11 protein-coding genes are annotated in these 12,732 nt (G+C 29.1%); 8 read left to right on the top strand and 3 right to left on the bottom strand.

Annotation, left to right across the window (positions count from 1 at the left end; genetic code table 11):
- Positions 1 to 63: 63 nt before the first annotated feature.
- A complete protein-coding gene (locus tag EQ921_RS13285) occupies positions 64 to 618 on the bottom strand; it encodes a hypothetical protein (protein WP_128332005.1) in 555 nt (184 codons plus the stop codon).
- Positions 619 to 785: 167 nt separating this feature from the next.
- Positions 786 to 2,822: a methionine--tRNA ligase gene (metG, locus tag EQ921_RS13280; protein WP_128332004.1), complete on the bottom strand. Its 2,037-nt coding sequence runs from the start codon at positions 2,820 to 2,822 to the stop codon at positions 786 to 788.
- 286 nt (positions 2,823 to 3,108) lie between these two features.
- Here metG and EQ921_RS13275 point away from each other — a divergent pair, with 286 nt between their 5' ends.
- The 6 genes from EQ921_RS13275 (at position 3,109) to EQ921_RS13250 (ending at position 7,430) form a co-directional block, all read left to right on the top strand.
- On the top strand, positions 3,109 to 3,414 hold the full coding sequence (locus EQ921_RS13275; RefSeq protein WP_128332003.1) for a CD225/dispanin family protein: 306 nt from the start codon (positions 3,109 to 3,111) through the stop codon (positions 3,412 to 3,414).
- Positions 3,315 to 3,845 carry a DUF2752 domain-containing protein gene (locus EQ921_RS15025; protein ID WP_128332002.1) on the top strand — a complete coding sequence of 177 codons (531 nt, stop codon included), beginning with the start codon at positions 3,315 to 3,317 and terminating at the stop codon, positions 3,843 to 3,845. The genes EQ921_RS13275 and EQ921_RS15025 overlap by 100 nt, the downstream gene beginning before the upstream one ends.
- Positions 3,846 to 3,991: 146 nt before the next feature.
- Positions 3,992 to 4,918, top strand: a complete 927-nt coding sequence (locus EQ921_RS13265; protein ID WP_128332050.1) for a dihydroorotate oxidase — start codon at positions 3,992 to 3,994, stop codon at positions 4,916 to 4,918.
- A 68-nt stretch (positions 4,919 to 4,986) separates the two neighbouring features.
- A complete protein-coding gene (udk, locus tag EQ921_RS13260; RefSeq protein WP_128152413.1) occupies positions 4,987 to 5,604 on the top strand; it encodes a uridine kinase in 618 nt (205 codons plus the stop codon).
- A 7-nt stretch (positions 5,605 to 5,611) separates the two neighbouring features.
- Positions 5,612 to 5,971, top strand: a complete 360-nt coding sequence (locus EQ921_RS13255; RefSeq protein WP_128152412.1) for a septum formation initiator family protein — start codon at positions 5,612 to 5,614, stop codon at positions 5,969 to 5,971.
- 364 nt (positions 5,972 to 6,335) lie between these two features.
- Positions 6,336 to 7,430 carry an AI-2E family transporter gene (locus tag EQ921_RS13250; protein ID WP_128152411.1) on the top strand — a complete coding sequence of 365 codons (1,095 nt, stop codon included), beginning with the start codon at positions 6,336 to 6,338 and terminating at the stop codon, positions 7,428 to 7,430.
- A 6-nt stretch (positions 7,431 to 7,436) separates the two neighbouring features.
- On the opposite strand, the gene EQ921_RS13245 is transcribed toward EQ921_RS13250, so the two are convergent.
- On the bottom strand, positions 7,437 to 8,381 hold the full coding sequence (locus tag EQ921_RS13245; protein ID WP_128332001.1) for a DMT family transporter: 945 nt from the start codon (positions 8,379 to 8,381) through the stop codon (positions 7,437 to 7,439).
- Positions 8,382 to 8,701: 320 nt separating this feature from the next.
- Between EQ921_RS13245 and EQ921_RS13240 the strand changes: the two genes are divergently transcribed.
- Together EQ921_RS13240 and EQ921_RS13235 are read left to right on the top strand one after the other, a co-directional pair.
- The gene (locus EQ921_RS13240; protein ID WP_128332000.1) at positions 8,702 to 11,455 is read left to right on the top strand and encodes a TonB-dependent receptor plug domain-containing protein; all 2,754 of its coding nucleotides are present in this window, start codon (positions 8,702 to 8,704) and stop codon (positions 11,453 to 11,455) included.
- Positions 11,388 to 12,722: a DUF4876 domain-containing protein gene (locus EQ921_RS13235; protein WP_164875641.1), complete on the top strand. Its 1,335-nt coding sequence runs from the start codon at positions 11,388 to 11,390 to the stop codon at positions 12,720 to 12,722. Before EQ921_RS13240 ends, EQ921_RS13235 begins: the two co-directional genes overlap by 68 nt.
- Positions 12,723 to 12,732 lie beyond the last annotated feature (10 nt).

The following is a 12,732-nucleotide window of genomic DNA, read 5'->3' as shown; positions in this document are numbered from 1 at the left end:
ACCTATATTATTTAAAATTTCGTGCAATAAAAGTTAACAAAAAAACTCCTGCTATGCTGAAACCTAAATCATAGAGAGCCAGCTTTTATATAATAAGTAAGGTTTAAATACATTATTCTCGGTTATTTTTATCATTTCTAACGGAATATATAAGCTAAAGTCTTTACGTTCCTCTTCTAATTGATTTAATAGTCGTGAAAATTGAATTCCAGATATCAATTTTTCTCCTAAAAAACCTGATATTAAAACCGATGTTTTATAAATTATATCTCTAGAACTATTTTCTGATATGTTACTGGATTTAGCAATGATATTTATAAACAAATCTTTTTTATTATTTAAAAGGTAATTAAAAAAATTACTGTTTAAATTTTGTTCTGTAAAAGTAGTATTGTAAATTTTTGTGGCATTTAACAAAATATTAAATTCTCCCATATGCTTTATTATATATTCAAGTTTTTTATCTTTTCTTTTTTCTATAATAACATCTAATATGGATGCAACAGATGATTGAATAGCTGATAAGACATTTGAATTGTCTTCTTTTAATGTTAGGGATGTTGTATAAATTATTTCAGGTGAAATAAATTCGTGTATTGAATTAAATAAATATTTCATAAAATGTTTTTTAGTGTTGATACAAAAAGACGATAAAAATCGATAAATCAGTATTCATTATAATAGATTTTATTAATTGTGCTGTTACTAAAATCTATAAAAAAAAAAGCCTCTGATATTCAGAGGCTTACTTTAATTTTTTTAAAAAATATTACATTAATTGTAATTTATTTTACAGTTTCACCATTGTTTGTTACATGTTCAGGAACTAAAAAAGTAAATTTTCCATCTTCTTTTTGTGTTAAAAGTAACATTCCCTGACTGACAATTCCTCTAATTTTTCTGGGAGCAAGGTTTACTAAAACAGAAACCTGTTTGCCTACTAATTCTTCCGGAGAAAAACTTTCCGCTATACCCGAAACTATAGTTCTGACGTCTATACCTGTATCAACTTTAAATTCTAAAAGCTTATCTGCTTTTTCAACTTTTTTCGCTTCAAGTATAGTCCCCGTTCTAATATCTATTTTTTCAAAATCGTCAAATTCAATTATATCTTTTTGTGGCTCGGCATTTAGGTTTGTCATTAAATTTTTCTTTTTAGAATCTTTCAGTTTACTAATTTGATATTGTATAGCTTCATCTTCAATCTGCTCAAAAAGAAGAGGAATTTTATTAATTTCAGAACCAGCCTGAAGAAGTATTATTCCTTCTTCTAGATTATCCCATTCAGTATAGGATAATTGTAACCCATCCATCATTTTTTTAGACGAAAACGGAATAAAAGGTTCGGAAAGCTGCGCTAAATAAGCAGCTATTTGAGCGGCAACAAACATAGTATCTGCTGTTTCTGCAATGTCAGTCTGAATAGTTTTCCAAGGTTGTCTTTCCTGAAAAAATTTATTTCCTAAATGTGATAAATTCATTAATGCATTTAATCCGTTTCTAAATTCATATTTTTGAATATATCCTGAGATTTCTTTTGCAGTTTCGGAGAGTCTTTTTAATTCCTGAAATTCCTTTCCTTCAGTTAAAGCCGGTATTTTACCATCAAAATATTTATTAATAAATACGGAAACTCTATTCATAAAATTCCCTAAATTATCAGCCAGTTCTGAATTGTTTTTAATTTGGAAATCTTTCCAAGTAAAGTTATTATCTTTAGTCTCGGGAGCATTTGCCAGTAATACATATCTCAATGTATCCTGTTTACCGGGAAAATCCTGTAAATATTCATGAGCCCATACCGCCCAATTTCTTGAAGTGGATATTTTATCGTTTTCTAAATTTAAAAATTCATTAGCCGGAACATTGTCTGGCAGGATATATTCTCCGTGAGCTTCTAACATTGCCGGAAAAATAATACAGTGAAAAACAATATTGTCCTTAGCTATAAAGTGTACAAGCTTAGTTTCTGTATCCTGCCAGTAAGGTCTCCAGTCCTTACCCTCTCTTTCCGCCCATTCTTTAGTTGATGATATATATCCAATGGGAGCATCAAACCATACATATAAAACTTTCCCCTCCTCACCTTTCAAGGGTACAGGAATACCCCAATCCAGGTCGCGAGTCATTGCTCTGGGTTTTAATCCATCGTCTAGCCATGACTTTACCTGACCATATACATTAGGTCTCCAATCATTTTTATGCCCTTTTAAAATCCATTCTTCCACGAAAGATTGATAATCGTTAAGAGGTAAATACCAATGCTTTGTTTTTTTTAGAATTGGCTTTTCACCACTTAGCATTGAATGCGGATTAATTAACTCATTTGGACTTAAGGTAGAACCACATTTTTCACATTGATCTCCATAAGCTCCCGGATTTCCACATTTAGGGCAAGTACCCACAATATAACGATCTGCTAAAAACTCACCGGCTTTTTCATCATAATATTGTTCAGATTCTTCTTCTGTAAATTTCCCGTTTTCATATAGTTTAAGGAAAAATTCCTGAGCTGTTTCTGTATGTACCGGTAATGTTGTTCTCGAATAATTATCATATGAAATACCTAATTCAGAAAAAGTATTTTTCATCATTTCATGATATCTGTCTACAATATCCTGAGGTGTAACCCCTTCTTTTTTTGCTCTTATGGTAATGGGAATACCATGTTCATCGGAACCTCCGATTAAAATAACATCATGTCCTTTTCTGCGAAGAAACCTTACATAAACATCCGCTGGAATATATACTCCTGCCAAATGACCAATATGTAAAGGTCCGTTTGCATAGGGAAGAGCTGTAGTAACAGTATATCTGCTCATAAAATAATAGTATGTTTAATTTGAATTTTTACTTGTTTTTTACCATGCAAAAATACAAAGTAAGAAGTTAGCAAAAAAAAATATCTTTATTTCTTAAAATTTTATATTAAACCCTAAAGATCATTATCTGCATTGTATATGCAATCTTGACGATATAATTATAATATTTAAAATGGGTGATTTATTTTCAATAATTTAATTATAAGAATCGAATAGTACACTTTTACATATAAAAATTTTCTTTTTTCAACAATAAATATATATATTAGCAAAAAAAACGTATTTTATGGATTCAAATTTTAATGATTCTCAACAATCACAATTTAATCAAGAAACAGTACCTGATAACAATTTGGTATGGGCTATTTTATGTACTGTTTTGTGTTGTCTTCCCTTTGGAATATATGCTATTATTTGCTCTACAAAAGTTAATAAACTTTGGTTAGAGGGAGATTATGAAGGTGCTAAAAAAGCTTCTGCTGATGCAAAAAAATGGTCCATTTATGGAGCAGTTGTAGGAGTTATTTTTATGATATTATACTTTATATTTATGATGGTGGTTGGTGTAAGCTCATTTTCAAGAGGTTATTAACTATTAAAAATATTTTAAAAAAATATAATCCAATTATAAAACTATTCCTGATACTTTGTCTAGGAATAGTTTTGCTTTCTTTATACTATATTATCAATCCTACGGACGGAGATTTCTTTCCTGAATGTCCTATTCATAAATTTACCGGTATATATTGCCCGGGATGCGGCTCACAAAGAACCCTTCATTTTTTATTGCATTTAGACCTATACAATGCATTAAAATATAACCCGTTAATAGTAATTCTTTCTCCTTTTCTTTTGTATATTTCATCGGTAATGATTTATAATTTTATATTTAATAAGCAGTGCAGGGTAAAAATATTATATAATAACACTTTTGTTATTTTCTTTTTTTCAATGATTCTAATTTATACAATTCTGAGAAATATTCCTTGTAAACCTTTTTGCTATTTAGCCCCCTCTTTCTGATAAAATTTTATTGTGAACATATAAATACGTAAGATTTTTTTATTGAAAAAAATATATCTATCGGATAAAATTAAAAAAATTATTCTACATTTTTTCACTTAAAATACTAGGAAAAATTCAGATATTTGTAAAAATTAAAATCAATGATATCTTTAGAAACTTCAATTTCCGATAAATCGTTTACTAATTGTTTAATGAATGCTTCAGGGGCTAAGTGTATGACTCTGGAAGAGCTAACAAATTTAAAAAACGCCCCATGCGGAACCTGGATAACTAAAAGTTGTACTATAAATCCACGGGAAGGAAACCCGTCTCCAAGATATGTTGATTTAGCATTAGGAAGTATAAACTCTATGGGGTTGCCTAATCTTGGTTTTGATTTTTATTTAAATTATGTGTTGGAAGAGCATTTAGATGGAAATGATGACTTGTTTTTTTCGGTTGCCGGACTTACTTTAGAAGAAAATGTGGAAATGTTGCATAAAATACAAAATTCTGATTTTTCAGGATGCGTAGAATTAAACTTATCTTGCCCAAACATTCCTGGAAAACCTCAGACAGGTTATGATTTTGAAAGAACTCATGAAGTTCTGACACAAGTTTTTTCATTTTATAAAAAACCTCTGGGTGTTAAACTTCCACCATACTTTGATATGGTTCATTTCGAAATGATGGCTGAAATACTAAATCAGTTTCCAATTAAATTTGTAACTTGTATAAACAGCATTGGAAATGCGTTATTTATTGATGATGAAGCAGTGGTTATAAAACCTAAAGGAGGTTTTGGTGGTATTGGAGGTGCTTATGTCAAACCTACAGCTCTGGCTAATGTAAGAATGTTTTATAAACTTTTAAGAAAAGATATTGCTATAATAGGTTGTGGCGGAGTAGAAAATGGAAGAGATGTTTTTGAACATATCTTATGTGGTGCATCAATGGTACAGGTTGGAACGCAACTTATGAAAGATGATATTTCCGTTTTTTCAAGATTATTAAATGAACTTGAAGAAATTATGAAATTAAAAAATTACCATTCCATTAATGATTTTAAAGGTAAACTTATTGAGCTTTAATTTAATTTCATATTATTTTGGAAAATTATCAATTGATTTATAACTTTATAAACAAATTATATCACTAAATGCTAACCATAGGTATTGCCGGAGGAACAGGTTCTGGAAAAACAACTGTTGTAAGTAATTTACTTAAACAGCTGGATTTTGACAGGGTAAATGTATTGACTCAAGATAACTATTATCATTCTAATCCTGATTTATCCTTTGAAGAAAGAACAAAACTAAATTACGATCATCCCCGTTCCATAGATTTTGAACTTTTAATTGAACAAATAAAAAAACTAAAAGCAGGTATGCCAGTGTATGAACCTGTATATTCATTCATTACTCACTCTCGAACAGAAGATTTAACTATCATTCAACCCAAAGAAATATTAATTGTTGAAGGAATTCTTGTATTAGCAAATAAAGAACTAAGAAAAGAATTTGATGTAAAAGTATTTGTAAATGCAGATTCTGATGAGCGGTTAATAAGAAGAATCAGAAGGGATATTCAGGATCGAGGAAGGGATCTTGAAGAGGTTATACACCGTTATCAAATGACTCTCAAACCCATGCACGAAGAATTTATTCAACCCTCAATGGCTTACGCAGATATCATTATTCCCACAATGAAAAAAAATACAGTTGCTATAGATGTATTAACCTCTGTAATACAAAACACTCTAAAAACAGTACATTAATAATTAAATGGCTCGAGAAAATAAAAAAATAGTAAAAGAAAAATCTATATTTGAAAAACACTGGTATACGAGCATATATGTTATTTTATCAGTAATTTTTATAGTTTGGATGATTTTTTTCGATACAAATTCTTATCTTACCCACAGAGAGTTAAATAAAGAAATTTCAAAATTAAGGCATGAAAAAGAGCATTATAAAAGCAAGCTGGATTCAGAATACATTCAATATAATAATTTAAAAAATAATAAAGAAGCCCGGGAAAAATATGCTCGGGAAAATTATTTTTTCAAAAAAAACAATGAAGATATATTTATTATAGTTACCAAAGAAGATAGTGTTAAACCTAAATTAAAAAGTCAGAACTAAATTAATTGATGAAATCTTTAAATTAAGACTACAATTATGTAACTCATAACTATTCAAATTATGGGGATGTCGGAATTTAAAGAAAAAATATTGAATTTGTTAGATGGATTAAGCAACTATATTTAGGTTTGATTGATTTATATCTATACATTAAAAATCTTTGTGAAAATTTCTGTAAATATACCTTGAATTAATGCTAAATTTGATAATCTCTTTAACTGATGTAATTATTTTTTTGTAATCAATTCTTTTCACATCAGAAATAATTATATACCAAAAAAAAAGAGTTTCAAACTAAAGAAAAATTAAAGAAATAATAAGACATCTGAATTTTTTAGATGATGTTCAATTTAATGTAAAATTGATGAATTATAAAGAAATTAGTAAGGGTATAATTAGTGCAGTAAGTATTATAGCATTCACTATTTTAATGTTTTTCCTGTTATGGAAAGTACGATTCGTTTTAGGATATATTTTTATTGCTTTTGCATTATCATTGATGGGTAGACCTATTATGTCATTTTTAAATGAAAGATTAAAAATTACTAAAACAATTTCTGCTTTTATAACTTTATTTTTTATGATTGGAGGTTTTACAGCTTTATTAAGCTTAGTAACACCTTTAGCTATAGAACAGGCAGGGAATTTATCTCTTTTAGATACTAATAAATTACAAGCTTCAGTAACTGAGCAGATTAAGTTTATTGATGAATCTTTAAAGAGTCGTCATATTTTTATATTTGATGATAACTATGCACAACTGTTAACTCCTAAATTTAATTTTAAGATTCATCAGGATACTTTACAAAGTGGATTTTCGATTTTAACAGAAATTGGAATATCTATTTTTTCAATCACTTTTATAACTTTTTTCTTTTTACGGGAAAAAGATTTATTCAACCGTATGATTATAGGCGCGGTACCTACTAATGATATAAAAAAAGTGATTCAGGTTCTTTCGAATATTAAAGATTTGCTTACCCGTTATTTTTTAGGATTATCTCTTCAGATTTTATCTATGTTCATTCTATACCTTATTATTTTAGGTTGTTTTGGAGTAGATAATATGCTGGTTATAGCTATGTTTTGTGCTTTTTTTAATCTTATTCCTTACTTAGGTCCAATGATAGGATTTTTAATAATTAATTTGCTTAGCATGAGTAGTATGTTTTATCTTGGAATGGATTTCAATGATCAGATATTGCCTAATATTCTTTGGATAAGTATTCTTTATTTAATTGCCCAGCTAATTGATAACGCTATATTTCAACCGTTAATTTATGCTAAAAGTGTAAAATCTCATCCGCTGGAAATATTTTTAGTGATGCTTATTGCCGGAATACTTTTCGGAGCTTTAGGTGTTATATTTGCTATTCCTGGATACACAGTTATACGAGTAGTACTTAAAAGCTTTTTCAACCGATTCAAAATTGTTCAGGCAATTACCAAAAATATGTAATTTCAGTTATATTTTTCTGGGGATAATTACTCTTCTTATATTTAAATTAAGATAGATAATAGAGCTTAATAAAATAATTACTGCTCCTATCTGTACAGGACTTAAAAAGTGCTTGTTGATAACTACATCAATAAAAACAACTGTTAGAGGATATGTTAATTCAAAAATCGAAGTTAACAAGGCTGGTGTATTTTTAAGACCTGAATAATACACAAAAATTTCTGTAACACCCCATAATGATGAAAATATTGCAAATACAAGTAAGTAGGGTGTATTAACAAATTGTTGTACATTATTTACCAGATTACCCGAAAAAACCACTACAACACCCATAATTATAGATGTAAATAAAAAGCGATAGAATGTACCGGTAAAAAAATCGTATTTATGCAAAACTTTTTTACCAAAAACTAGCGAACTGCCATAAGAAAATGCGGCAAGAACAGAATATCCTATTGCCTGAAAATTATTTTTTTCAAGCATCATCGGGCTGGAAAAGCCAAAAGCAAGAAAATAACTGGAACAAAGTGCAACGATAGCTACAATGAAAAAAATATATCTGGGTTTTTCTTTTAAAATTATCATAGACATTATTATTGCAAATACAGGCTGTAATTTTTGCAATAAAATAACAATACTTACTTTACTAAATCCGCTGAGCTGTAAAGCTTTAACTATAGATAATGTACCTACTGTGCCTCCTAAAAATGCTATAAGTAAAAAATAGATGTAATCATTAAAATTAAAAACTTTTAGCATTTTATATTTTTTGTAAAAAAATAGAGATAAAAGTAGTGTAGGAATAAAATGAGCTATAAATACAATAAACTTAACATCATAAAAATTAAATTTTTTATAATATAAACCTATTAAAATACCTCCATCAATTCCCAGCATAACTGATGCCAGTATTATGTATAGAGAACCTAAATATTTATTACTATTCCCCATCTAATCAAAAAAATGAGTGCAAAATTACTTCAAATATTTGTATAAAGATATTTTATTCATGTTTTTATAACACAATTTCTTACAATCAATCATTTTTCACAAAAAATAATTGTAACATAATTAATTAAATTCATATAAAAAAATATACAATACTATTTTTCTTATCATAATTAGAAATATAACCATTACCAGCTGTTATTAATATTATTTTTATAATTTCCTCATAAATTATTTCTTTTTAATTTTTTTTTAACATTATTAATGGTTTAGACAGTAATATTTATATATTTGTTAACTTTATTTAGACTAAATAAAAATTAATGTGTTATTTAAAATATATTTTATTATTCCTGTTTATATCAAATATATCTTTTGCTCAAAAAAAATATTTTGATATAGTATTTATAATTTATAACTACAATCATGAACCAGTTGAAAATGCAGTTATAACACTTACCGATACAGCTTTTAGCAAACATCATTTATTAACAGACAAACAAGGAAAGGCCAAAATAGAATTAATACCTGGAAATTATACACTTACTATATCACATCCACAGTATTTCACATACGAAGAACAAATAAGCTTTGTTCAGTCATTAATCAAAACAATACACTTAGACACCAAGGAAAACGAACTTCAAAATATAATTGTTACAGCCAAAGAATCTAAAGGTGTAACTACCCAATCAATCATAGATAAAAAAGCAATTGAACTTTTACAACCTTCCAGTTTTACAGATATACTGGAACTTTTGCCTGGAGGCATATCCAAAGATCCCGATCTTACTACTGTAAACCCTATACGTTTGAGACAAGCAGGCAGTGTTAGCGGATATAATACCAATTCTTTAGGAACAAGTTTTATTATTGATGGTTCTCCAATTAATACCAATGCAAATTTACAATATTCACCCGATCCAAGTCAAAGACTCAACGGGCAGTCGGATAATAAAAAAAGAACAACAGCAATTGGTATAGATATGAGATCTATTTCAACAGATGATATTGAAAAAGTTGAAATTATAAGAGGTATTCCTTCTGTTGAATATGGAGATTTAACATCCGGAGTAATAAATATTATTAGAAAAAGCGGTGGAAATAAACTGGAAGGCAGATTTAAAGCTGACGGTTTTAGTAAACTTTATTATATAAGTAAAGGAATTGATTTTGATAAATATAATTGGAGTATTAATACCAGTTTGGATTTGTTAGACGCAAAATCCGAACCCAGAAATAACTTCGAAACTTACAAAAGATATACGGCTTCTATACGGAGTAGAAAATTATTTTTATTCAATAATTCGGATTTGTGGTGGAATGTTAATCTGGATTTTACAGGTACAACCGATGAGGAAAAAAAAGATCCGGATACAGGATATGATAAAGTTGATCATTATAAATCTTCTTACAATAAATTAGGAATATCAAACTCATTAGAACTCAAATTAAAAAATAAGTGGATAAAAAACATAAAATTCATTTCATCTTTAAGACAAGAGACTGATAAAATAAATCAAATTAAATATGTGCAACTTCCTACAGTTGCAGCACTACCTGTATCAGAAATTGATGGTGAATATGATGGAATCTATCTTAATAAAGACTACATTTCAACGGTTAAGGTAGAAGGCAAACCTCTGGATATATTTTTAAAGCTGACATCCAATTTATCTGTATCTACCTCCAGAGTAAATCATGACATTCTTTTAGGTACCGAGTGGACATACTCTAAAAATAATGGTAAAGGTCAGGTATATGATCGCTACCTGCCACCTAATTTATCGATGGGTTCATATCCCAGAGCCTATAAAGATATTCCTGCTTTGGCTAAATTATCTTTTTTTGCAGAAGATAAAGCTAAAATCAGCATCGGTAATCATAACCTTATTTTAGCTATGGGTATAAGAACTTTCAAGATGACTAATATGAACAAAAGTTATAAACTTGCACGTTCATTTTTTTGGGAACCTCGCATGAACCTGCAATGGTCTCTTCCTAAATTGTTTATAAACAACAGAAGTTTGGATGTAGACATCACGCTCGGATACGGGGAACACAAAAAAACTCCTACTCTTAATATACTATATCCGGATTTATATTATGTAAACTACAACCAGCTTAACTACTATCATAACAACCCTGATTACAGAAGAGTTAATTTCCAAACCTATACTTTTTCTCGTGAAAATAGAGATTTGACCGTAGCTAACAATATAAAAAAAGAAATCCGTCTGGATCTTGGATATAATCAAAACAACTTTTCATTAACATTTTTTGAAGAAAGAATGACTTCTGGTTTTCGAAGCATGACTTTTTATAAACATGTTACATACAAACGATACAACACCGATGAACTTGATCATTCCACTATTACCTCTCCACCGGATTTAAATCATTTGAATTATGAATTGAAAAATGACTTTGCCACCTATAGTAAAACAGAAAATGGCAGTACAACGGATAAAAAAGGTATTGAATTTCAATTTTCATCTAAACGATTGGAAGCTATTAATACTCGATTGACTTTCAACGGTGCCTGGTTTCAAACTAAATACAAAAACAGTAAACCCATTTACAAAAGTCCGGATGCAATAGTTAATAATCAAAAACTTCCTTACGTAGGAATTTATAAAGATGATGAAGGGTATCTCATGGAATCTTTTACAACAAATTTTATAGCTGATACTTATATACCTAAGTTAAAAATGAATTTTATGTTAGCAATTCAATGTTCATGGTATAATTTAACCCAATACATGAAGAAGGATCGATATCCTTTATACTATATGGGCTATGACCAAATCATTCATCCTTATACAGAACAAGATAAAACTGATACTTATTTACAATGGCTTTACCGAAACCACAACGATCTTGACTCTCGTCGTGAACCACTTTCACTTGGAATAAATCTAAAAGTTTCTAAAAAGATGTATAATGAAAAAATTACGCTTTCTATGTTTGTAAATAAGCTTTACAGCTATAATCAAAAATATGTCATTTATGAGGTGGTTCAGAGAAGGACTTCCTCCCCCCCTTACTTTGGAATGGAAATTAATTTTAAATTATAATCTGATGAATAAAATAACATTAAAAAAAGGAATTCCTGTATTTTTCCTTTCAATACTTTTAACAGTTTATAACTGTAGCGGAGACGATACTTCATATGAAGCAGAACAAACTCAAACTACTATGAATCTGACTTACCCGGACCAAGTGGTAAGCTCTGCGTCAGGTGAATTTAAACTGACATTAAAAGAAAAAAACTCAGGTGCTATCTATACTTTTGAAAAAGAAAAAACAAAAACTATTACTAAAAAAGTAATCACTGGTACGTATCAGATAAACGTAGATGGATATATTGTTTCTGATAATGATACACTACAAATATATGGTCTCATTGAAAACACTTCTATCACACCAGCAAGTAGTCAAATTACCATCCCTCTACATTTGAAAGTAAGTTCAAAAGAAGGATATTTCTTAATCCAGGAGGTATTTTTTACAGGTACTGTATATCCCGTAACTGGAAAAGTCTACAATTCCGGAAAATATTTTAAAATTTACAACAATAGTAATCGGATACTTTATGCTGATGGGCTTTTAATTGCACAATCTCAATTTAATACGACATTAAAGCATAACATAACCCCTAATATTTTTTCTACTGATTTTCCGGTGCAAGCTATTTTGCAGCTTCCAGGCAAAGGCAGTGATTATCCGGTGAAACCAGGACAATCTATAGTTGTTTGTGATAATGCTATAAACCATAAACAAACCAATTCAAATGCTTATGACATGACACCTTCAGCTCTTATTGGAAAAGATGGTACCCAATATGTTTTTGAATATCCTAATACAGCAAATCCAGCTTTAGGTCAAGTGGATAATCCAGAAGTTCCCAATGCCCAGGTTATCTTTTCCACATTAAATTATAATATGTTTTTTTTACACAACGGAGGTGCTGAAGCTTATGCAATAGCCCGTTTAGATAAAAATACCACTCTTGAACAGTATTTAAGCCAATATAAATACGACTATTCATATGTAAATGCTGCAGGTACAATTACTAACAGATCAACCTACAAAATTCCAAATTCATGGATTACTGATGCTGTTAATGTCAGTATAGAAGGAAAATATGAATGGTTGGTAACTTCTACTTCTCTAGACAGAAGCTGGACCTATTGTTCATTAATTGCAAGCGATAAAACAAGATATGACAAATGTATTAAACGAAAAATACAAGGAAAAAATGATAAAGGAATAGATATTTTACAAGACACAAACAACTCACAAGAAGATTTTATTCCAAGAGCCCCACTATTTATTCAATAATTTAAATCTG

Source organism: Apibacter sp. HY039 (genome assembly GCF_004023655.1).
GTDB lineage: Bacteria > Bacteroidota > Bacteroidia > Flavobacteriales > Weeksellaceae > Apibacter > Apibacter raozihei.
Note: the sequence above shows the minus strand (reverse complement) of the source record. Positions and strands in the feature narration are given on the sequence as shown.

Excerpts from the sequence above, each read along its gene's own strand:
- EQ921_RS13235 (WP_164875641.1), top strand. The coding sequence starts at position 11,388 with ATGAGGTGGTTCAGAGAAGGACTTCCTCCCCCCCTTACTTTGGAATGG.
- EQ921_RS13245 (WP_128332001.1), bottom strand. The coding sequence starts at position 8,381 with ATGGGGAATAGTAATAAATATTTAGGTTCTCTATACATAATACTGGCA.
- udk (WP_128152413.1), top strand. The coding sequence starts at position 4,987 with ATGCTAACCATAGGTATTGCCGGAGGAACAGGTTCTGGAAAAACAACT.
- EQ921_RS15025 (WP_128332002.1), top strand. The coding sequence starts at position 3,315 with ATGGTCCATTTATGGAGCAGTTGTAGGAGTTATTTTTATGATATTATA.
- EQ921_RS13240 (WP_128332000.1), top strand. The coding sequence starts at position 8,702 with ATGTGTTATTTAAAATATATTTTATTATTCCTGTTTATATCAAATATA.
- EQ921_RS13275 (WP_128332003.1), top strand. The coding sequence starts at position 3,109 with ATGGATTCAAATTTTAATGATTCTCAACAATCACAATTTAATCAAGAA.
- EQ921_RS13255 (WP_128152412.1), top strand. The coding sequence starts at position 5,612 with ATGGCTCGAGAAAATAAAAAAATAGTAAAAGAAAAATCTATATTTGAA.
- metG (WP_128332004.1), bottom strand. The coding sequence starts at position 2,822 with ATGAGCAGATATACTGTTACTACAGCTCTTCCCTATGCAAACGGACCT.
- EQ921_RS13250 (WP_128152411.1), top strand. The coding sequence starts at position 6,336 with ATGAATTATAAAGAAATTAGTAAGGGTATAATTAGTGCAGTAAGTATT.
- EQ921_RS13285 (WP_128332005.1), bottom strand. The coding sequence starts at position 618 with ATGAAATATTTATTTAATTCAATACACGAATTTATTTCACCTGAAATA.